Annotated in this window: 20 protein-coding genes; 17 read left to right on the top strand and 3 right to left on the bottom strand. The window is 41.6% G+C overall.

Annotated elements, in window-relative coordinates; all coding sequences use genetic code 11:
- Nucleotides 1-31: 31 nt before the first annotated feature.
- Complete coding sequence (locus tag UR08_RS10265) at nt 32-631, bottom strand: nitroreductase family protein (RefSeq protein ID WP_115753542.1); 600 nt, start codon at nt 629-631, stop codon at nt 32-34.
- Nucleotides 632-814: 183 nt separating this feature from the next.
- On the opposite strand from UR08_RS10265, the gene UR08_RS10260 reads away from it, so the two are divergent.
- The 16 genes from UR08_RS10260 (at nt 815) to UR08_RS10185 (ending at nt 16,592) form a co-directional block, all read left to right on the top strand.
- Entirely contained in the window at nt 815-1,168 is a 354-nt protein-coding gene (locus tag UR08_RS10260) for a hypothetical protein (RefSeq protein WP_115753541.1), read from the top strand.
- 116 nt (nt 1,169-1,284) lie between these two features.
- A complete protein-coding gene (locus tag UR08_RS10255; RefSeq protein WP_115753540.1) occupies nt 1,285-1,707 on the top strand; it encodes a MarR family winged helix-turn-helix transcriptional regulator in 423 nt (140 codons plus the stop codon).
- A gap of 11 nt (nt 1,708-1,718) precedes the next feature.
- Entirely contained in the window at nt 1,719-2,858 is a 1,140-nt protein-coding gene (locus tag UR08_RS10250; RefSeq protein WP_115753539.1) for an MFS transporter, read from the top strand.
- Between the two features lie 188 nt (nt 2,859-3,046).
- Complete coding sequence (gene serC, locus UR08_RS10245; RefSeq protein WP_115753538.1) at nt 3,047-4,132, top strand: 3-phosphoserine/phosphohydroxythreonine transaminase; 1,086 nt, start codon at nt 3,047-3,049, stop codon at nt 4,130-4,132.
- Entirely contained in the window at nt 4,125-5,312 is a 1,188-nt protein-coding gene (locus tag UR08_RS10240) for a phosphoglycerate dehydrogenase (RefSeq protein WP_115753537.1), read from the top strand. Before serC ends, UR08_RS10240 begins: the two co-directional genes overlap by 8 nt.
- 43 nt (nt 5,313-5,355) lie before the next feature.
- On the top strand, nt 5,356-6,597 hold the full coding sequence (locus tag UR08_RS10235; protein WP_115753536.1) for a DUF1015 domain-containing protein: 1,242 nt from the start codon (nt 5,356-5,358) through the stop codon (nt 6,595-6,597).
- Nucleotides 6,598-6,832: 235 nt separating this feature from the next.
- Nucleotides 6,833-8,206 carry a tRNA uridine-5-carboxymethylaminomethyl(34) synthesis GTPase MnmE gene (gene mnmE, locus UR08_RS10230; protein ID WP_115753535.1) on the top strand — a complete coding sequence of 458 codons (1,374 nt, stop codon included), beginning with the start codon at nt 6,833-6,835 and terminating at the stop codon, nt 8,204-8,206.
- Between the two features lie 18 nt (nt 8,207-8,224).
- Nucleotides 8,225-10,111 (top strand): tRNA uridine-5-carboxymethylaminomethyl(34) synthesis enzyme MnmG, encoded by a 1,887-nt coding sequence (mnmG, locus tag UR08_RS10225; RefSeq protein WP_115753534.1) that lies wholly within the window; start codon nt 8,225-8,227, stop codon nt 10,109-10,111.
- A gap of 9 nt (nt 10,112-10,120) precedes the next feature.
- Entirely contained in the window at nt 10,121-10,837 is a 717-nt protein-coding gene (gene rsmG / locus UR08_RS10220) for a 16S rRNA (guanine(527)-N(7))-methyltransferase RsmG (protein ID WP_115753533.1), read from the top strand.
- Between the two features lie 82 nt (nt 10,838-10,919).
- Nucleotides 10,920-11,783, top strand: coding sequence for a nucleoid occlusion protein (gene noc / locus UR08_RS10215; protein ID WP_115753532.1), 864 nt, complete (start codon nt 10,920-10,922; stop codon nt 11,781-11,783).
- A gap of 14 nt (nt 11,784-11,797) precedes the next feature.
- On the top strand, nt 11,798-12,103 hold the full coding sequence (locus UR08_RS10210) for a hypothetical protein (protein WP_115753531.1): 306 nt from the start codon (nt 11,798-11,800) through the stop codon (nt 12,101-12,103).
- Nucleotides 12,104-12,222: 119 nt separating this feature from the next.
- Nucleotides 12,223-12,945, top strand: a complete 723-nt coding sequence (locus UR08_RS10205) for a helix-turn-helix domain-containing protein (protein ID WP_115753530.1) — start codon at nt 12,223-12,225, stop codon at nt 12,943-12,945.
- A 185-nt stretch (nt 12,946-13,130) separates the two neighbouring features.
- Nucleotides 13,131-13,892 carry a ParA family protein gene (locus UR08_RS10200; protein WP_115753529.1) on the top strand — a complete coding sequence of 254 codons (762 nt, stop codon included), beginning with the start codon at nt 13,131-13,133 and terminating at the stop codon, nt 13,890-13,892.
- Nucleotides 13,885-14,733 (top strand): ParB/RepB/Spo0J family partition protein, encoded by an 849-nt coding sequence (locus UR08_RS10195; RefSeq protein WP_115753528.1) that lies wholly within the window; start codon nt 13,885-13,887, stop codon nt 14,731-14,733. Before UR08_RS10200 ends, UR08_RS10195 begins: the two co-directional genes overlap by 8 nt.
- An 18-nt stretch (nt 14,734-14,751) precedes the next feature.
- Nucleotides 14,752-14,952, top strand: coding sequence for a DUF951 domain-containing protein (locus UR08_RS10190; protein WP_115753790.1), 201 nt, complete (start codon nt 14,752-14,754; stop codon nt 14,950-14,952).
- Nucleotides 14,953-15,122: 170 nt separating this feature from the next.
- Nucleotides 15,123-16,592, top strand: a complete 1,470-nt coding sequence (locus UR08_RS10185; protein ID WP_115753527.1) for a catalase — start codon at nt 15,123-15,125, stop codon at nt 16,590-16,592.
- Between the two features lie 38 nt (nt 16,593-16,630).
- Here the strand turns inward: UR08_RS10185 and UR08_RS10180 are convergent, their stop codons facing one another.
- Complete coding sequence (locus UR08_RS10180; protein WP_115753526.1) at nt 16,631-17,140, bottom strand: GNAT family N-acetyltransferase; 510 nt, start codon at nt 17,138-17,140, stop codon at nt 16,631-16,633.
- A gap of 126 nt (nt 17,141-17,266) precedes the next feature.
- Here UR08_RS10180 and ychF point away from each other — a divergent pair, with 126 nt between their 5' ends.
- Nucleotides 17,267-18,367 (top strand): redox-regulated ATPase YchF, encoded by a 1,101-nt coding sequence (gene ychF, locus UR08_RS10175; protein ID WP_115753525.1) that lies wholly within the window; start codon nt 17,267-17,269, stop codon nt 18,365-18,367.
- 56 nt (nt 18,368-18,423) lie between these two features.
- On the opposite strand, the gene gshAB is transcribed toward ychF, so the two are convergent.
- Nucleotides 18,424-20,763 (bottom strand): bifunctional glutamate--cysteine ligase GshA/glutathione synthetase GshB, encoded by a 2,340-nt coding sequence (gshAB, locus tag UR08_RS10170; protein WP_115753524.1) that lies wholly within the window; start codon nt 20,761-20,763, stop codon nt 18,424-18,426.
- Nucleotides 20,764-20,771: the final 8 nt, after the last annotated feature.

The raw sequence follows: 20,771 nt of genomic DNA, 5'->3' as shown, positions 1-20,771 counted from the left end.
GGGCTCGTCAGTTAAGGCTTTTTTTACGTACTTATTTAAAAATGCGGAAGCGATCTTCGTCTGCCATGAATTCTTTTTCACCAGGCTCAGCAGCGATATTACCAAATGGCATTTGTGCACGCAAGTTCCAGCTTTCTGGTAGGTTCCATTCAGCCTTCACAGCGTCATCAATTAGTGGATTGTAATGTTGCAAGGAAGCACCAATTCCAGCTTCTGCAAGAGCTACCCAAACGGAGTGTTGCGCAATACCAGTTGCTTGTTCGGACCAAATTGGGAAGTTTTCAGCATAAAGTGCGAAATCTTTTTGGTATCCTTTGATTACATCAGTATCTTCGAAAAATAAAACGGTTCCGTAACCAGCACGGAAAGAAGCAATTTTTCCTTCAGTCGAAGCAAAATTTTCAGCTGGAACAATTTTGCGAAGTGTATCTTCTACGATATTCCAAAGTTTATCATGGTTTTCGCCGAATAAAATGACAGCTCGTGAAGTTTGTGAGTTGAAAGAAGAAGGGCTGTGTTTTACGGCTTCTTTAATGATTTCTTCGATTTCATCTTGTGATAACGATACGTTTTTATCAAGCGCATAGATTGAACGGCGCGATTTAATAGTTTCTAAAAATGTGTTTGACATAGGAATACCTCTTTTCAAATGTTATTTACTTACTTTAGTATAGTGGCTAATTTTTAGGATTGCAAGCTTTTGTTTTTATGTAAGCGCTAAACCTATTGATCTTCTAAGTAAAAAAATTTTTAAAAAAATAGTTGCAAACAAGAACGTTTGTTCGTATAATAAAGATAGAAAGAGGTGATCACAATGGTTTATGCTATATCTTTAAATAAACAAGTAGAAATCACTAATCCAGCCGTTCTTATTGAAAAACCGCAAGTGGATCCTATCGAACAGGAAAGCTTTTATATCACACTGTCTGATGCGATTAAGCGGGAATGGTTAGTGCGTTTAAACTTTTTTGAAGAAGCAAATGTGGCAAAACTGGAGTTGGCATCTTTTGAAGATTCGGAAGCTTTCGTAGGGCGTGGTATTGTTCGTGAAATGGATCTCGTACCATTTCAAATGGATACAAAAACACAAGAAATTCTTTTTCGAGATATATTCGGCCAAATTTATTTTGTTCAATTTGATGAGATTATCAATATTGAACTACTTTAAAGCTAGATAACGGCAGATTCCCAGCCGTTATCTGGCTTTTTGACTTTTTTTAAATTATGTTATATGATTGTTGTGACAATGATTGTCATAACAATTAATAAAGGTGTGGTGAAATAATGAGGCAAAAGTTTGATGAATTTTCTTTTCAAACAACAAAAATCGCGAAAAAAATGCACTTGTTTCTTTCAAGAAATTTAGCTGATCTGCAAGTCACACCAGAACAGTGGACAATCTTAAACATTATCCACCAGAAAGCGCCCATTTCGCAAAGAGAATTAGCGGGGCTCTCAGAAAAAGATACGCCGACGGTTAACCGAATCATCGACGTGTTGCAGCGCAAAAATTTGGTGATTCGTGAAACAGATGCCGTGGATCGACGAAAAACTTTGTTGAGTCTAAGCGACAAAGGAAGCGAGCTAACTCGTATTTTGCAGGAAACTGTAGAAGAGGCTTGCAAGAATATGTTTGCCGGTTTTTCAGAACAAGATTTGCAAACTTTTGCTACTTTGTTAAACCAAATCGAGAATAATATTGAGTAAGAAGGGATTTTTTGGAAAGTAAAACAAAATTATGGACAAAGGACTACGTTTTTTTACTGATCGGAAGTATTTTTCTATATGTTGGCTTCATGGTGTTCATGCCAACGCTACCGACACAAATTATTAAACTGGGTGGTTCCCAAGTTGAAGCAAGCCTCGCGGTAGGTGTTTTCTCCGTTGTGGCGCTTCTGATGCGTTCTATTTCAGGAAGTTGGAATGACCGATTCGGTTCTAAGGTGCTCATTTTAATTGGCTTTCTTATTTTGATTGCAACAACGGCTAGTTTCTATGTTTCAACCGTTGTGTTAGCACTTCTTGCGGTACGCTTCATTCAAGGAGCTGGCTGGGGAATCAGTACGACTTCCATTGCCACCGGGGTTTCGGCAATTGTTCCACCCAATCGAACGGGTGAAGGAATTGGTTTTTACGGATTAACGACGGCGCTTGGCATGTCGCTTGCTCCCGTTGTCGCGATTTTGATTATGAACTATTTTTCATTCAACACATTGATCACATTTGCCTTAGTCATTTTAGTTGCGACGTTCTTGCTGCTTTCACAAGTTCGAATTAAGCAAGAAAAGATAAAAAAAAGCGGAAAAATGAAGCTTTTCGAAAAAACGGCTCTATTGCCGGCTTTTTTATGTTTATTGATGGCTATTCCACTTGGTGGGATTCAAACGTTCATGATGGTATACGGCACAGAAATACATGTCGAAAACACATGGATTTATTTTTTAGGACAAGCGATTACCATACTTTTAAGCCGCCTATTTGCCGGACGATTATACGATACGAAAGGTCATTTCGTTGTCGTCGTTCCTGGTGTCTTTGCTATGATGCTAGGTATTTTATTGCTTTCCTTTGCTACAGGCGCTTGGATGCTATTTCTAGCAGCGCTCGCATTTGGTTTAGGGTACGGAATGACACAACCTGCCTTACAAGCTCTTACCGTGGACCGAGCTGCTCCAGAAAATAAAGGAGCCGCAAACGGAACCTTTTTATCTGGCATGGATATAGGGATGGCGATCGGAAGCTTTGGGCTTAGTATTGTCGCTACTTATAGCAACTATGCGATCATGTATCGTTCTGCTATTTTAGCGCTACTTGTTTTTCTTGTAATTTACTTTTTCGCATTTAGAAAAACTAAATAATTAATGAGCAAGTGCCTTTTCCATAGAGGGACTTGTTTTTTTATGAAGGGTTTTTCTTTAAATTTAAGCGGCATCTGTTATAATATACGAAAAGCATGTGATTTTTTATTTATTCTAAAAATTGTGTCTTGATGCACAAGTGAAAAATGTTAGTTTACCAAATAAGAATGGATGGGAGCGAGCGGGGAATGAAACAAGTCTATAATTTTTCAGCGGGTCCAGCTGTGTTACCACAACCTGTTTTAAAACAAGTACAAGAAGAAATGCTTTCTTATCAAGGATCGGGAATGTCAGTCATGGAACTCAGCCATAGATCGACGCTGTTCGAAGAAATTATTCGTGAAGCGGAAAAGTTACTTCGCGAATTAATGGGCATCCCAGATCACTATAAAGTCTTATTTCTGCAAGGTGGAGCAAGCTTACAGTTCACGATGGTCCCACTTAATCTAGCGCTCCATCAAAAAGCTGCATTTGTAAACACTGGCTCTTGGTCAAAAAAAGCCATCCAAGAAGCAAAAAAAGTCGCAGAACCCATTGTTATTGCTTCTTCCGAGGATCGCAATTTTCATTACATTCCAGAAATCCCAGAAGCGCCACAAGACGCATCTTACATACATATCACAACGAATAATACCATCGAAGGGACAGCTTACTTCGATATTCCGCAAACTAAAATCCCACTTGTCGCGGATATGTCTTCTAACATCTTATCAAACGATTACCGAGTCGAAGATTTTGGATTGATTTATGCGGGAGCGCAAAAAAACATTGGCCCAGCAGGACTTACGATAGTGATTGTGCGGGAAGATTTGATCGGCCAAGTGCCTGACTTGCCTGCAATGCTCGATTATGCCGTACAAGCGAAAAATGATTCGCTTTATAATACACCACCAACCTTTGCTATTTATGTGGCAAAGCTTGTTTTAGAATGGATTAAAAAAGAGGGCGGCGTGGCTGAAATGGAACGACGAAACCACGAAAAAGCCGCCCTTTTGTATGCTTACTTAGATCAGTCCGAGATGTTTAGTTCTTCCGTAGAACCCGCATTCCGTTCGCTCACGAACATTCCTTTTCAAACCGGTAACGAACAACTAGACCAACTCTTTTTGCAAGAAGCGGAGAGACAAGGCTTCATCAATTTGAAGGGGCATCGCTCGGTCGGCGGTATGCGAGCTAGTTTATACAATGCCTTCCCAATTCTTGGCGTCGAAGAATTTGTTCATTTTATGGAGGGTTTCGCTGTTAAATATAAAGGGGGAAAAATTTATGTTTAAGATTGAAACGCTAAACGCCATTGCAGAAGAAGGACTTGCAACCTTCCATCACGAGAAGTACAGTGTGGATCAAAATGTCGATCCAGATGGTTTATTGCTACGCAGTTATAGTTTGCATGATTTTGAGTTTCCGAGTTCATTAAAAGCCATAGCGCGAGCAGGAGCTGGCGTGAATAACATCCCGCTTGAACGCTGTTCGGAGCAAGGCATCGTCGTATTTAATACGCCAGGAGCAAACGCCAATGCCGTGAAAGAGCTAGTGCTTGCAAGTTTGTTCATGGCAGCTCGCCCGATCATTGAAGGCTGCACGTGGGTTCGCGAACTCGAAGGTGAAAACTTGGCTGCAAAAGTGGAGGCAGGAAAAAAAGCATTTTCTGGAACCGAATTAGCTGGCAAGAAACTGGGGATCATTGGGCTTGGATCAATTGGTGCGCTTGTTGCGAATGACGCGGCTGCTCTTGGAATGGAAGTAATGGGTTTTGACCCTTACATATCCGTGGATACCGCTTGGAAGATTTCGCGAGAAGTGAAGCGCGCGACGGAACTCGAAGAAATTTTAACAACGTGCGATTACATCAGCGTTCATGTTCCGCTTCGAGAAAACACAAACCAAATGTTTAATGCAGAAACGTTGATGCTGCTTCGTTCAGATGCAGTATTATTGAATTTTTCTCGAGGGGAATTAGTGGATGAAACGGCAATTTTGGATGCCTTGGATCACCAGAGATTGCGTCTTTATTTGACAGATTTTGCTACAAACGCGCTGCTTGAAAATGAACACGTCCGCGTATTGCCGCATCTAGGCGCTTCAACCGCTGAAGCAGAAATCAATTGCTCCATCATGGCGGCGCGAGAACTACAATCATATCTCGAAACGGGCAGCATCAAAAACTCGGTGAACTATCCAAATGTGGAAATGCCTTACAATGGCCATCCGCGAATCGGCGTTTGCCACCACAATATTCCCAACATGGTAGGACAAGTCTCAACGATTGTCGCGAGCCATCAAATCAACATTCTCGATCTTACAAACCGAAGCCGCGAAGGCTATGCGTATACGCTGCTCGATTTAGAACAAAATGAAGCCGTGAATTTGGAACGAATCAAAGAAGACTTAGAGAAAATTGAAGGAGTACTTCGCGTTCGAGTCATTGAACCAATCGGAGTCACCGTTTCCTGAACTATTTCCCGGGAAATATCAACATGATAAAGGAGGAAGAAAGTTGGTAAAAGTGAGACCATTTAAAGCCGTTCGACCCAGGCAAGATTTGGCGGACCAAGTCGCATCGCTTCCCTATGATGTTTTAAATAGCGAAGAAGCGCGAGAACTCGGCAAGGGAAATCCTTACTCCTTCTTGCATATCGACAAAGCAGAAATTGATTTGGATGAAAACCTTTCGCCATACGCCGATGAAGTCTATCAAAAAGCAAATGAAAACCTCAAAACTTTTTTAAAAAGTGGTTGGCTAGAAAAGGAGGAGCAGGATTCTTACTATTTGTATGAATTAACAGTTGGCGGCAAGTCCCAACTTGGCCTAGCAGCCGTGACGTCGATACAGGATTACGCGGATGGGATCATCAAGAAGCATGAGTTTACCCGTGAAGAAAAAGAACTCGACCGAATTCGCCATATTGATGCTTGCGATGCGAATACAAGTCCCATTTTTCTTACTTATCGGGGCAAACCCAATTTGACTGAAGCGCTACATCGCTATGCCAATCAAAATGAGCCATTATATGATTTTGCGAGTTTTTATGATGTGCAGCATCGCGCGTGGCAAATTCTGGATGCAGACTTAGCGGAGCAAATTGGTCAGACTTTTGAAGCCGTGCCAGCACTTTATATTGCCGATGGGCATCACCGCACGGAATCAGCCGTCAAAGTGGGCTTGAAGCGCCGGGAGATCCATCCGGATGCTTCTCAGGATGAGGAATTTAATTTTTTCCTTTCGGTGCTATTTCCGGCAGAGGAGCTTTCTATTTTGGACTACAACCGCGTGGTTCGGGCGCCGCTTCCAGATGATTTCCTAGCAAAAGTGAAGGTTGCATTTGATGTGACGCCAGCGCAGCAGGAGGCATTCAAGCCGCAAGAGAAGCATCAATTTGGGATGTATCTGGATGGAGCTTGGTATGGCCTTAAAGCGAAACAAGAGGTTATCCCGAATGATGTGATTGGTGGCCTTGATGTGTCCATCCTTCAGGATCAGGTGCTCGCGCCGATATTTGGAATCGAGGATGTGCGCCGGGATGATCGAATTGATTTTGTAGGTGGCATTCGCGGACTGGCCGAGTTAAAGACGCTTGTGGATAGTGGGAAATTTAATGTGGCGTTTGCGATGTATCCACCGCAAATGGAAGATTTGCTCGGGGTTGCGGATGCCAATCAAATTATGCCGCCTAAATCGACTTGGTTTGAGCCGAAGCTTTTGAGTGGCTTGTTTGTTCATCAATTGGAAACAAAATGAGAAGGTGCGCCTCGGAAGAAGAGGCGTACTTTTTTTGTGGATAAAATAAAAAACGGTTGTTATCCACATGTGAATAAGTTAAAATAGAACATATCAATTGTGGATAATTAAATAATGCTGATGAATGACTTGAGCTTTGGTCAAAGCAGAGTGAATGGTTGTGTAGTCGCAAGGAATTTATTCGGACACTTTTAGCCCGAGCTTATTTGGCTTATAGAAGAAAGGTGGGAGAAGAATGGATTTGGATACTATTGCTGCTATCTCAACACCGCCCGGCGAAGGAGCCATTGCTATTATTCGATTAAGCGGCGATGAAGCGATTCAGATAGCGGATCGTATTTTTTATGCCAAAAATCGCTTGGCGGACGCGGATAGTCACACGATCCATTATGGACATATAAAGGAAAATGGTGAAGCAATCGAAGAGGTTATGACTTCTGTGATGCGAGCACCACGAACGTTTACGAGAGAAGACGTCGTTGAGATTAATTGTCACGGCGGAATTGTTGCAGTTAACCGGGTTTTACAATTGCTATTAAGAAGTGGCGCCCGGCTTGCTGAACCTGGAGAATTCACTAAGCGCGCCTTTTTAAACGGAAGAATTGACTTGTCACAGGCAGAAGCGGTCATGGACTTGATTCGTGCGAAAACGGACCGGGCGATGGGGGTTGCGCTCGCGCAAATGGACGGCAATTTGTCGCGGTTAATTCGGAATTTGCGGCAGGAGATTTTGGACGCGCTCGCGCAAGTTGAGGTTAATATTGATTACCCAGAATACGACGATGTTGAGGAAATGACGCAGAAGATGCTCGTTGAAAAAACGCTTCTTGTAAAGGCATCTGTTGCACAGCTGCTTGAAACGGCTCAGCAGGGGAAAATCTTACGGGATGGGCTCGCTACAGCCATAATTGGCCGACCGAATGTAGGGAAGTCTTCACTGCTTAATCAGCTTATTCAAGAAGAAAAAGCGATCGTGACGGATATTGCGGGGACGACGCGTGATATCATTGAGGAATATGTCAATGTGCGCGGGGTACCGCTTCGTTTGATTGATACGGCTGGTATTCGCGAAACGGAAGATATTGTTGAAAAAATCGGGGTAGAAAGATCAAGAAAAGCGCTACAGGATGCAGATTTTATTTTACTTGTATTAAATCAAAATGAACCACTGACAGAGGAAGATCGAGCGCTGTTTGAAGCGGCGCAAAATCATCGCTATGTTGTAGTGTTGAATAAAACGGACTTAAAGCGAGAAATAGATATTGCTCAGGTTCAGGCGCTTGCGGGCACTAATCCTGTTGTAGAGACGTCGATGCTCACGGATGGTGGCATCATAGAACTTGAAGAAGCGATTAAAAAGTTGTTCTTTACTGGGGAAATTGATGCAGGGGATGCAACTTATGTTTCGAATACGCGGCATATTGCGCTTCTTCATCAAGCTGCGAGTGCGCTCGATGCGGTAATTGAAGGTGTTGAAGCTGGAATGCCAGTCGATATTGTGCAAATCGATATGACAAGAGCATGGGATTTACTCGGTGAAATTACGGGGGATTCTGTTCAGGATGAACTCTTAGATCAACTATTTAATCAGTTTTGTCTAGGTAAATAAAGGAGATGGAAGGAAAAAATGCAAATTTATGAAGCTGGTCATTATGATGTGATCGTTGTAGGTGCTGGCCATGCGGGCGTTGAAGCAGGTCTTGCAAGCGGCCGGATGGGTGCGAAGACACTTATGTTAACGATCAATTTAGATATGGTCGCATTCATGCCTTGCAACCCGTCAGTTGGCGGCCCAGCAAAAGGTGTTGTTGTGCGTGAAATTGATGCGCTCGGCGGCGAAATGGGACGAAATACAGATAAAACGTATGTGCAAATGCGAATGTTGAATACTGGTAAAGGACCTGCCGTACGTGCTTTACGTGCACAATCGGATAAATGGGACTATCAGCATGAAATGAAACATACGATTGAAAAAGAAGAAAATATTACGCTTAAACAAGGCTTAGTTGACCGTCTAGTCATAGAAGATGGTATCTGTCGCGGCGTGATTACAAATAGTGGTGCGAAATACACAGCGGATGCTGTTGTTTTAACGACAGGAACATTTTCTCGTGGTGAAATTATTGTTGGAGACTTGCGTTATTCAAGCGGTCCAAACAATCAACAACCATCAGTTAAACTGTCAGAGCACTTGGAAGAATTGGGCTTTATTTTGCGTCGCTTTAAAACGGGGACACCGCCACGTGTCAAATCTAGTTCCATTAATTATGATGAAACGGAGATTCAACCAGGGGATGAAAATCCGCGTGCGTTTAGCTATGAAACGACTGAAATGCTACTTAGCCAACTGCCATGTTGGTTAACTTATACGAATGAGCACACACATGAAATTATTCATGCTAACTTGTCGCGCTCGCCGATGTTTACAGCGACGAAAAAAGGAACAGGCGCGCGTTATTGCCCGTCTATCGAAGATAAAATTGTTCGCTTCAGTGATAAACCGCGGCACCAAATTTTCTTGGAACCTGAAGGTCGCAACACGGAAGAAGTTTATGTGCAAGGTCTTTCTACGAGCCTACCTGAAGATGTGCAAGAAAAAATGCTTCGGACGATTCCTGGTCTTGAAAATGTTGAAATGATGCGAGTTGGCTATGCAATTGAGTATGATGCGGTGATGCCAGATCAACTTTGGCCGTCTCTTGAAACCAAATTAGTTCCAGGACTCTTTACTGCTGGACAAATTAACGGAACAAGCGGTTACGAGGAAGCAGCTGGACAAGGTTTAATGGCCGGTATTAATGCTTGCCGCAAGATTCAAGAGAAGGAGCCTGTCATTTTGGGTCGCGACCAAGCTTATATTGGCGTGCTCATTGATGACCTCGTAACGAAAGGCACGGAAGAACCTTATCGCCTTTTAACTTCGCGGGCTGAATACCGCCTCCTCTTGCGCCATGATAATGCGGATTTGCGGTTGACTGAACTTGGTCATGAAATCGGACTGATCAGCGATGAACGTTATGCGCGGTTCCAAGCGAAAAAAGCGGCGGTAGAAGAAGAAAAACATCGCCTAGAAACAACGAGAATCAAGCCAACAGAACAAGTGCAAGCAATGCTTCGTGAATTAGGCTCGGCTGAACTTAAAGATGGTGTCTTGGCGGCGGACTTCTTACGTAGACCAGAAATGACGTATGATAAAATCATAGAAATTGTTCCACGTGAAACATCTGTGTCTTGGGATGTGGCAGAACAAGTGGAAATTCAAATTAAATATGAAGGCTACATCGAAAAAGCTTATTTACAAGTTGAAAAAATGAAGCGAATGGAAGATAAAAAAATTCCGGAAAATATTGATTACGATGCGATTTTTGGTTTGGCAACGGAAGCTGTTGAAAAACTTAAGAAAATCGAACCGCTATCGATCGCACAAGCAAGCCGAATTAGCGGTGTTAACCCAGCGGATATTTCCATTTTATTGGTTTATATTGAACAAGGAAAAATTGCAAAAGTAAAGTGAGGGAAAAACGTGAATCCAGAACAATTTCAGGCGAAACTTGCTGAAGCGGGAATCCTGCTAACGGAAACGCAAATGCAGCAATTTGAACGGTATTATGAATTGCTTGTCGAATGGAACGAAAAAATGAATTTAACGGCAATTACGGATAAAGAGGAAGTCTATTTGAAGCACTTCTACGATTCGATTTCTGCAGCTTTTTATGTGTCGTTTAATGATTTTAATACGGTTTGTGATGTAGGAGCGGGCGCTGGCTTTCCGAGTTTGCCGCTGAAAATTTGTTTTCCACATCTAGAAGTTAGCATTGTGGATTCTCTAAACAAACGGATCACGTTTTTAAATCATTTAGCGGATGAGTTAGGACTTACAAATGTTCATTTTTATCATGATCGAGCAGAGAGCTTTGGTCAAAATAAAGCGCACCGCGAACAATTTTCTTTAGTAACCGCTCGCGCTGTTGCTAGAATGAGCGTGCTGGCTGAGCTTTGTTTGCCGCTCGTTAAAAAAGATGGTGTATTTTTAGCGATGAAAGCGCAACAAGCCGAGCAGGAGCTTGAAACAGCTAAAAAAGCCATTGCAGTTTTAGGTGGGAAGGTGACGGAGCATTTTGCTTTTCAACTTCCTGCTGAAAACAGCGAACGAAATATTTATGTGATTAAAAAAGCGAAAGAAACACCGAAAAAATATCCTCGTAAAGCAGGACTTCCAAATAAACAACCGATTGAGTAATGTTTTTCCTGGCTATTTCTGCTAAAATGAAAAGAAGAGTACAAACTTTATTGTGAGATAAACTGAGAAGGGACGATACTCCATGGCTTTTTCACTTTTTGGGAAAAAAGATAAAAACAAAGCGGACGAGTTGGTCGAGCAAGATTTAACGCAACGAGTTGAAGAAATTCCGTTAAATCAAATTATGCCCAATCAATTTCAACCGAGAACGGTATTTGATCAAGAAAAAATTGAAGAACTTGCTGAAACGATCAAAATTCATGGCTTGATTCAGCCGATTGTTCTCCGTGAAATCGAGGAAAACAGCGAAGAAACTCGTTATGAAATCATTGCTGGGGAAAGACGTTATCGTGCGGCTGTTCATTTGGAAATGGAAACTATTCCGGCGATCGTTCAAGAATTTACGGATGATGAGTCGGCGGCGCTCGCGTTGATTGAAAACTTGCAGAGAGAACAGCTTACGCCGATTGAAGAGGCTGTGGCTTATCAAAGTTTGCTTGAGATGAATGGTGTGACGCAAGAAGCACTAGCGAAACAAGTTGGGAAAAGTCAATCTGCTGTTGCGAATAAGCTGCGTTTACTCAAGTTGCCCAAGGGAATCCAAGAATCTGTTCTTGCAAAAGAAATTTCTGAGCGCCATGCACGGTCTTTGTTAGCTCTCGAAAGTGAAGAAGAACAGCTGAAAGTTTTAGATAAAATTCGAGACAATCATTTGAGCGTTAAGCAAACGGATGAACTAATTCGAGAGCTTTTGATGAAAAAAGATGAAAAACCAAAGAAAAAGGCAAAGTTGCGGCTGGTGAGTAAAGATGCGCGAATTGCTTTAAATACAATTAAAGAATCCGTTTCGATGGTGCAAAAAGGCGGAATGGATTTGAACATCAATGAACAGGAATCGGATGAATTTTTCGAAATCACCATTCAAATTCCTAAAAATAAAAAGTAAGAGGGGAATCGAACGTGAAAATACTACAAATTATTTGGCATATTGTGGGAATCGCTTGTTCAGCGATGATTTTGCCTTCTTTTGTCACATCAATTACAGAAGCTATTTTAAGGCTACAACCGCAGCGCATGGTCATTTTTTTCATCTATCCGCTAATGTCTGCGAGTCCCGCAGCGAAAATTAGTAACACGCAAGCAATTATCACTGCAGGAATGGGTTATCTGATGTATATCATTGCTTTCATCTATGTTTTTTGGCTAATCCGAAAGATCATGGGATGGCACAAAAAAGCAAAACAACTCGATCAACAATCAAACTAATCAAGCAATCTTCCTCGGAAGGTTGTTTTTTATTTGCGTTTAGGGTTATCGGGTGCAAAAATCAGCTAAAGGAAGTAAAATTAAAGTGGAAGGAAAAAGATGAGGAGGTAAGGGAGATCATGGCTAAAATTATTTTTGTTAAAGACGAGGAAAATCAATTTCAAGCTTACGATTTTATACACGATTTGATTGAAGAGCAGCCATTAATGGCAACGCTTTTATTGCAAGGACTATTTGATCTGGAAAATGCTGAAACAAGACGGTTAAGTACAGGAAAACAGATTGCACCAGATCTACACCTTTCGATTGGGAAGAGCCAGGCGTATTCACTTCAATCTACGCGTATTGAATCGACGATCGATCAACCGCTCCATGAACTTAAACTACACTTTAAGGACCGTAATTGCCGTTTGATTTATTTTACGGCTTTTTCAGAGTCTGAAACATATTATTGCTTTATTAAAGGCTATTTTAAAGATAAAAATCCATTTATTGACCAAATGGGTGCATATCGCGAAGAAGCAAAACGCATTTTCTTAAGTCGAACTAATGCTGATTTGAGTATTGGCGAGGAGGCCTATAGCTTTGAATCCTTGAAAAAACGGGCTTATGAACATGAAGGGATTGTTCATTATCTGGAAAGTGTTTCAGCAATGCTTGCACGAGTCATTTTTGCGAAACGAATTGAGAAAAAATGGTCGCAACTTGATTTGGCGTTGAAATCGGACTTGTCACCAACGATTATTGAACGGATTGAAGCAGGGGATCCAGATTTAACTTTACGTATGTATCAAAAGACCTGTGCAGTTTTAGAGGTTAAACTTTCATTTGACTATAAGTGAGTAAAAAGGCCCACACACGTGGGCCTTTTTTGTTGGATAGAAAACTCAATTGTTTCACGTGAAACAATTTTTTAGGATGAAAAATAAAATTTTAGCTAATTTAAGAGACGGATTGGAAAAGTTTTGGTAGAATAGAAATTATAGAACTGAGAGATCAGGAACTTAATAAGGGGCTGGTGAAGAAAGTGACCAAAATTATTGCACTTGCGAATCAAAAAGGCGGCGTTGGTAAGACGACATCTTCTGTCAATCTTAGCTCTAGCCTAGCTTTTTTGGGAAAAAAGGTCTTGCTAGTAGACATTGATCCTCAAGGAAATGCCTCTAGTGGTGTTGGTATCAATAAGGGAGAAATCGAAAACTGTATTTACAATGTATTAGTAGACGATGTTCCACTTAGAGATGTGCGTGAACATACTGAGTTAGATAATCTAGATGTTATTCCTGCTACTATCCAGCTTGCTGGAGCTGAAGTTGAGCTTGTTCCAGCGATCTCAAGGGAGCTTCGTTTAAAACGAGCAATTGATACGATAAAAGATGAGTATGATTACATCATCATTGATTGTCCACCATCTCTTGGATTGCTGACGTTAAATGCGTTGACTGCTTCAGACTCTGTTTTGATTCCTGTTCAATGTGAGTATTATGCATTAGAAGGGTTAAGTCAGCTTTTAAATACAATTCGAATCGTACAAAAACAATTGAATTCTGAGTTGCAAATTGAAGGCGTGCTTTTAACTATGCTTGATGCGCGGACAAACCTTGGAATTCAAGTTATTGAGGAAGTTAAAAAATACTTCCAAAATAAAGTATTTGATACGATCATTCCTAGAAATGTACGATTAAGTGAAGCACCAAGCCATGGGAAACCGATTCTTCTATATGATCCAAAATCAAAAGGGGCCGAAGTTTATTTAGAATTAGCTAAGGAAGTGATTGCAAATGGCTAAAGGACTTGGAAAAGGAATCAACGCATTATTTAACACAGTGGATACAGATGAAGAAACTGTTGTAAGTATTGCGCTTGATAAAGTGGATGCGAACCCATTTCAACCACGGAAAAACTTTGATAAGAAAGCTATTCAAGAACTAACGGATTCCATCAAAATTCATGGTGTATTACAACCCGTTATTCTAAGAGAGAAAAAGGATCGCTACGAAATTGTGGTAGGGGAAAGAAGATGCCGTGCATCTGTCCAAGCCGGTCTCAAAGAAATTCCTGCGGTGGTAAGAAAGCTAAATGATCAAGAAATGATGGAGCTTTCTGTAATTGAAAACTTGCAACGGGAAGATCTATCTGCACTTGAAGAAGCCGAATCCTATGATTTCCTAATGAAAAATTTGAAACTGACTCAAGCTAAACTTGCAGAGCGTGTCGGAAAAAGTCGTCCTTATGTGGCAAATTTTATTCGCTTGCTTTCTCTGCCAGATGAAGTCCAAGATATGATTCGTAGTGGAGAGCTATCAGCAGGACATGCTCGAGCCCTTCTTGCATTAAAACAGAAGAAAAATATTATTCCACTCGCGAAAAAAACAGTCAAAGAAGAACTCACTGTGCGGCAATTGGAAAAGCTTGTGACTGATACTAATGAGAATGTTTCACGTGAAACAAAGAAGCCAAAGAAAGTACCAGTCTTTATTCGTGAGAGTGAAAATCAATTGCGAGATAAGTTTGGAACGGCGGTTTCAATTAAACGCACAAACAAAAAAGGCAAGATTGAAATTGAGTTTTTATCAGATGATGACTTGGATCGGATTTTAGAAATTTTAGATGTGCAGTTTGATGATTAAATAAAATTTGTGAAGAGGATAGAAATGGAAAGTAAAAAATTTGAGTTAAATGATATTGTAGAAATGAAGAAACCACACCCTTGTGGAAGCAATCGTTTTCGGATTATTCGAATGGGGATGGATATTCGAATCAAATGTGAAGGTTGTGGACACAGTGTGTTGTTGCCACGGCGAGAATTCGAACGAAAAGTAAAAAATATTCTTCCAAATGAAAAATAAACCAAAAGACCCATCGTGTTAATTGTGGTGGGTCTTTTTACATGCTTGTTTTTTGTAAAAAATTATAAGCTAATTAGTTGCAGCAAGTTTAGAAACTCTTTATCATAATAATTATCATTTAATAATTATTTTAATTAAATGAATCATTTTGTTAGATGGAGGGATTCAATTTGACCGAAAAGAAAAATTTAACAACGAATCAAGGAGTGCCAATTGGAGACAATCAAAATTCGATGACGGCAGGTTTCAAAGGACCAACGCTTCTTGAAGATTATCAGTTAATTGAAAAGTTAGCTCATTTTGACCGTGAACGAGTTCCAGAACGAGTCGTTCATGCACGTGGGGCAGGGGCACACGGAAAGTTTGTAGTCAAAAATAGCATGAAAAAATATACGATGGCACATTTTTTACAAGAAGAAGGACAAGAAACAGAAGTTTTTGCTCGCTTTTCTACGGTTATCCATGGACAGCATTCTCCTGAGACGTTGCGCGATCCACGTGGATTTTCGATCAAATTTTATACAGAAGAAGGAAATTATGATTTTGTTGGAAATAATTTGCCTGTATTTTTCATTCGTGATGCGATTAAATTTCCAGACGTGATTCATTCGCTCAAGCCAGATCCAGCGACGAATATCCAAGATCCAAATCGTTACTGGGACTTCATGGGCTTAACGCCAGAAGCGGTCACGATGCTTACTTATCTCTTTAGCGATGAAGGGACGCCTGCTTCTTACCGCGAGATGCGTGGTTCGAGCATACATGCTTTTAAATGGATTAATGAGGCAGGAAAAACGGTCTATGTGAAGCTACGTTGGCAACCAAAAGCTGGGATTGTCAATTTGACGACGGAACAAGCGTCTCAGATTCAAGCAAAAGAATTCAACCATGCCACACGGGACTTGCATGAAGCCATCGAAGCGGGGAACTATCCAGAATGGGATTTATATGTCCAAGTGCTTGATCCAAAAGACCTTGATACATTTGATTTCAATCCACTTGATGCAACCAAAGATTGGTTTGAAGATGTTTTCCCATACGAACTTGTGGGCACAATGACGTTAAATCGCAACCCTGAGAACGTCTTTGCCGAAACAGAATCGGTAGGCTTCAACCCCGGGGTTCTTGTAAGAGGTATGCTCCCATCTGAAGACCGTTTGCTTCAAGGGCGACTGTTTTCTTATTCAGACACGCAGCGCCACCGCGTGGGACCGAACTACCTGCAACTGCCGATTAATAAGCCAAAAGCGCCGGTTGCGAACAATCAACGTGACGGCTATATGCCAATTGGGCAGCAAACGAGCTCGATCAATTATGAGCCAAATAGTTATAGTTCCGAGCCGAAAGAAAATCCTGCATTTGTTGAGCAAGAACAAGAAATTCGAGGTGACATTTCAGGCCGGCTAGCAGCAGAGAAACCAAATAATTTTGTGCATGCGCGCGAAGTTTGGAATCGCTATTCGGAAGGGGAACGTGACGCGCTTGTGAAGAATATTGTAGATGACTGGGCGACAGTTCGTGAAGATATTAAGATTCGCAACTTGCGGAATTTCTATCAAGCCGTGCCAGAATGGGCTGAACGTGTGGCTGCTGGAACAGGAATTGAACTTGCGCAGCACGTGGCTGATTTGAAAGCCTAATTAAAAGCCATCCGTGGGTGTATCCGCGGATGGCTTTTTTAAAATTTGCGTGTGTATAAGTAATGGGGCATTTCGATGCCATAATAAAACTTGATATAAGCTTTGGTTCGCTCCATTTGATTGTTTTCGGCAACGCGAATGGAAGCGGCATTGGTTGTTTTGATTGTCGCATGGATTTCTGGCGCATGAAGTTTGTCTTGGGCATATTGAACGATTGCAGCCGTTATTTCACGGGCGTAGCCCTTATGCCAATAAATTTTTTTAAGCAAGTATCCCAGTTCTAGCACCATTTCGTTTTCGACTTCTTGGTAGGTGATCCCAGCGTTTCCGATAAATTGATCGTTTTCTTTTAAGTAGATGCCCCAAAGTCCAAAACCAAGCTCGCGGTAGCGACGGAGGTTGTTTTCGAGCCAGCTACGTACATCGGCATCCGAAAAATCGTGCTCATAAGCGTACATTACTTCAGGGTCTTGAAGCATGGAGGCAAGAGCGGGGAGGTCGGCTTGAGTCATTTCGTTTGCGTATAAGCGTTCAGTTTCAAGTATCATTTGAGTTCCTCCTTGTGGCTTAGGTACAACTATTATAGCAGAATGTGGGTGGTTTTTTGTAAAGAAAACCTTTATAATAGTTCTTAGTGATTTGAAACGATTAAAGTGAAAAGGAGTTATTATAAAATGGCATTAACAGCTGGTATTGTCGGACTTCCGAATGTTGGGAAATCAACACTTTTTAATGCAATTACAAAAGCTGGAGCGGAGGCTGCAAACTATCCGTTCGCAACGATTGATCCCAATGTTGGAATTGTTGAGGTTCCAGACAATCGTTTGAATAAATTAACTGAACTCGTGAGCCCGAAAAAAACGGTGCCAACGACTTTTGAATTTACGGATATTGCCGGGATTGTAAAAGGGGCAAGTAAAGGCGAAGGACTTGGAAACAAATTTTTGTCGCATATTCGCCAAGTGGATGCGATTTGTCACGTGACGCGTTGCTTTGAAGATGAGAACATCACGCACGTGGAAGGGCGCGTAGATCCGCTCGATGATATCGCGACAATCAATTTAGAGCTGATTTTAGCGGACCTTGAAAGCGTTGAAAAACGTATCGGCCGTGTGGAAAAAATGGCGAAACAAAAAGACAAGGAAGCGGTAGCTGAGTTTAACGTTTTGACGAAGCTTAAAGAAGGCTTTTTAAATGACAAGCCGGCTCGGGCGCTTGAATTTAACGAGGAAGAGGCTAAGATCGTCCGCAATTTATTCTTGCTAACCAATAAACCAGTTCTTTATGTGGCTAATGTGAGTGAGGAAGATGTCGCTGATCCTGACAGCAATAAGTACGTGCAACAAGTAAAAGAACTTGCAGCTGAAGAGGGCTCTGAAGTCATCGTAGTTTGCGCACGTGCTGAAGAAGAGATTGCGGAACTAGATGATGCGGATAAAGCTGAATTCCTTGAAGCGCTTGGAATTGAGGAATCTGGTCTTGATAAATTGATTCGTTCGGCTTATTCACTGCTTGGACTAGCCACTTACTTTACTGCTGGGGTTCAAGAAGTGCGTGCATGGACGTTCCGAAAAGGAATGAAAGCGCCAGAATGTGCAGGTATTATCCATACAGACTTTGAACGCGGCTTTATTCGCGCGGAAGTGGTTTCCTATGATGATCTTGTGGAATATGGCTCAGAACATGCGGCTAAAGAGGCTGGGAAAGTCCGCCTAGAAGGAAAAGAATATGTGATGAAAGATGGGGATGTTGTTCATTTCCGCTTTAATGTTTAATTGTTTCACGTGAAACATTAGAAAACCCGTGCTTCAATTTGAAGCGCGGGTTTTTGTTATTCATTGAATAGGTAATCAATAATTCGGTCGCCAATCATGCGGCGCTTTCCTTCATAAGGGAAAGTGTGCATTTGAATGGCTGGATTAAAGTTGAGCTCAATAATTGCTGCTCTTTCATAATCAGTTGGATTTGGTGGCACAATGATGTCAACGCCGCAGAACTTGGCATCAGCTACTTTAGCTGCTTTTATCGCCATGTCTTTGTAGTAGTCATCCATTTCATCTGTCACATCAATGCTATCTCCACCAGTGCTGATGTTCGAATTCTCGCGTAGATAAATGACTCTGTCTCGCTCAGGAATGCTGTCCCAGTTTAAGTGGTGTAAGCTGAGCATCAATGTTTCCTCAGGGCCTTTTAAGATTTTCTCAAGCGGCTTCAAGTGATCTGTACCGCGAAGGGGATCATCGTTTTTTTCGTCAACGAGTTCAGCGATTGTATGGACACCATCACCGATAACGTTTGCTGGAACCCGCTGTAAGACTGCTTCAATTTGATCGCCAATAACAAGGAAGCGATATTCGTCTCCAGGAATGAATTCTTCAATAATGACAGATTCGTCATAGCTAAACGCAATTTTAAGTGCTTCATGGAACACATCTTGGTTAAAGTCGTCTTTAAAGATGCTAATTCCAAGGCCATAGTTCGTCGATTTCGGCTTGACAACAATTTGTTTCCCCTTGAAGTGCGCATAGCTTTCGAGTGCAACTTCAATGTCCGTAAAGTTTTCCCCAAATGGCACGCGGATACCGTTTTCAGCTAGGATTTTTTTCGTCACAACTTTGTTTTCCATTAGCAAAACAGAAATGTAATTATCACGCGATGTTTTCGTCGCTTGTTTCACCAGTTCCGTATGGCCTTTTTTGGATAGCCGTAAAAAGTTTTCAGCGCGATCGAGAATTTCCACGCTAACGCCTTTTTTCCAAGCTGCTTTCCATACAATCTGTGTTGAAAGTTCTAAATCTTCCGCTCCGATAAAACGGTAAGCTTCTAGGTCCGCTTGCTCGAATGAATCACGCGCCACATCGAGATGATAACTGAGGTAGCCGCGTTGCTTGATATTTGTCACGACTTGAGCCGCAATGGTTTTTTCAGCGTACAGCAAGCGATCTTTTTGTTTGGCTAGCACATTGTGAAGTACTTTGTTTTTCGGCGCAAGCAAATCCAAAATTTGTTCGATTTTATCAAGTTCAGCCATGCCAGCTTCAACGAACGGAACGCGTTTTCCAGAACAGTCTGTGAGCGTTGGATGCGAAAGGCCAAATAAAGCCGTGATTTCTTCGTTACGGTCGGCCACTTCTTGGTTGTTTGGACAAAGCTCCATATCTTCCGATAAAAGTCCCGTGAGTAAGAAGAGTTGCAAGAAATGCAAGGTTTCCTTCGCAATTCCAACTTCTTCAAGCGGATCAAGGTCGATTGACCGAATTTCTAGATACTCTACGCCTTTTTCAGCCAAGCCATCTAGCGACTGGTCCGTGTGGCTGTTTTTTAAGCGAATTGGGTTATAGAATTCACGCATGCTATTGATTTGGCCTGCTTCAATGTGTTCGCGAATCGTTGTGATGTACCCATCAAAGGTATCATAATTGATGTGGAGCGACTCCTTGTTCTTGTAACCAGAAGAACTGTTACGAAGTGAAATTCCTTCTTTGATAAGCTGTGCGCCTTCGCTAGCTGGTTCTTCACTTGCGATTTTTGTGAAGCTTTCCATGTAAGCGGGGCCAGCTCCGGTCAAATAAACGAGCAACCAGCGATTTTTCATGAAATATTTAGCGGTTTTTAAATAAACACGATTTTTAAAATCCTGATAGCTTTCTGTCTCTGTATGGAAAGCGTTAAAAAGTTCCTTTAAAAGCGTATCTGAGAAGGAAAAATTGAAATGGGTACCGCTTAAAAGTTGAATTTTTTTCCCATATTCTTTTGCCAAATGTTCACGGTATTGTCTGCTTGAGCTATTTGCGCCGTCATCATAAACCGCGATTGGAATTTTTTCTTCTTCTGGAATCAGCGGCGGGTTGCTGTTTGGCCAAAGTAATTCATCGTTTTCGAGCGCTAGTGTAACAATATGATGTAAGTTGGAGACGGCTTCATAAACCTCTTCAACGGAATCGCAAACAGGCGTGATCATTTCAATTTGACTTTCGGAAAAGTCGGTTTTAATCAGTGGGTTATCTTCCTTTTTTCCAAAAACAGCCGGGTGAGGCGTTAAGGCTAATTGACCGCTAGGTGTGACACGCAAATTTTCTTTCTCTAGTCCAAAGTGGCCAGAAAATACTTGCTTTGCGAGTTTAGGGTCGTCTTGAAGATAAGCTAACAATGGTTGATCTAGATTAATCATGTTTTCAC

It is taken from the genome of Listeria kieliensis (genome assembly GCF_003369925.1).
Taxonomy (GTDB): domain Bacteria; phylum Bacillota; class Bacilli; order Lactobacillales; family Listeriaceae; genus Listeria; species Listeria kieliensis_A.
The sequence above is the reverse complement of the archived record's forward strand: the minus strand, read 5'-3'. Positions and strand labels throughout refer to the sequence as shown.

Excerpts from the sequence above, each read along its gene's own strand:
- UR08_RS10265 (WP_115753542.1), bottom strand. The coding sequence starts at position 631 with ATGTCAAACACATTTTTAGAAACTATTAAATCGCGCCGTTCAATCTAT.
- UR08_RS10260 (WP_115753541.1), top strand. The coding sequence starts at position 815 with ATGGTTTATGCTATATCTTTAAATAAACAAGTAGAAATCACTAATCCA.
- UR08_RS10255 (WP_115753540.1), top strand. The coding sequence starts at position 1,285 with ATGAGGCAAAAGTTTGATGAATTTTCTTTTCAAACAACAAAAATCGCG.
- serC (WP_115753538.1), top strand. The coding sequence starts at position 3,047 with ATGAAACAAGTCTATAATTTTTCAGCGGGTCCAGCTGTGTTACCACAA.
- UR08_RS10240 (WP_115753537.1), top strand. The coding sequence starts at position 4,125 with ATGTTTAAGATTGAAACGCTAAACGCCATTGCAGAAGAAGGACTTGCA.
- mnmE (WP_115753535.1), top strand. The coding sequence starts at position 6,833 with ATGGATTTGGATACTATTGCTGCTATCTCAACACCGCCCGGCGAAGGA.
- mnmG (WP_115753534.1), top strand. The coding sequence starts at position 8,225 with ATGCAAATTTATGAAGCTGGTCATTATGATGTGATCGTTGTAGGTGCT.
- noc (WP_115753532.1), top strand. The coding sequence starts at position 10,920 with ATGGCTTTTTCACTTTTTGGGAAAAAAGATAAAAACAAAGCGGACGAG.
- UR08_RS10205 (WP_115753530.1), top strand. The coding sequence starts at position 12,223 with ATGGCTAAAATTATTTTTGTTAAAGACGAGGAAAATCAATTTCAAGCT.
- UR08_RS10195 (WP_115753528.1), top strand. The coding sequence starts at position 13,885 with ATGGCTAAAGGACTTGGAAAAGGAATCAACGCATTATTTAACACAGTG.
- UR08_RS10180 (WP_115753526.1), bottom strand. The coding sequence starts at position 17,140 with ATGATACTTGAAACTGAACGCTTATACGCAAACGAAATGACTCAAGCC.
- ychF (WP_115753525.1), top strand. The coding sequence starts at position 17,267 with ATGGCATTAACAGCTGGTATTGTCGGACTTCCGAATGTTGGGAAATCA.
- gshAB (WP_115753524.1), bottom strand. The coding sequence starts at position 20,763 with ATGATTAATCTAGATCAACCATTGTTAGCTTATCTTCAAGACGACCCT.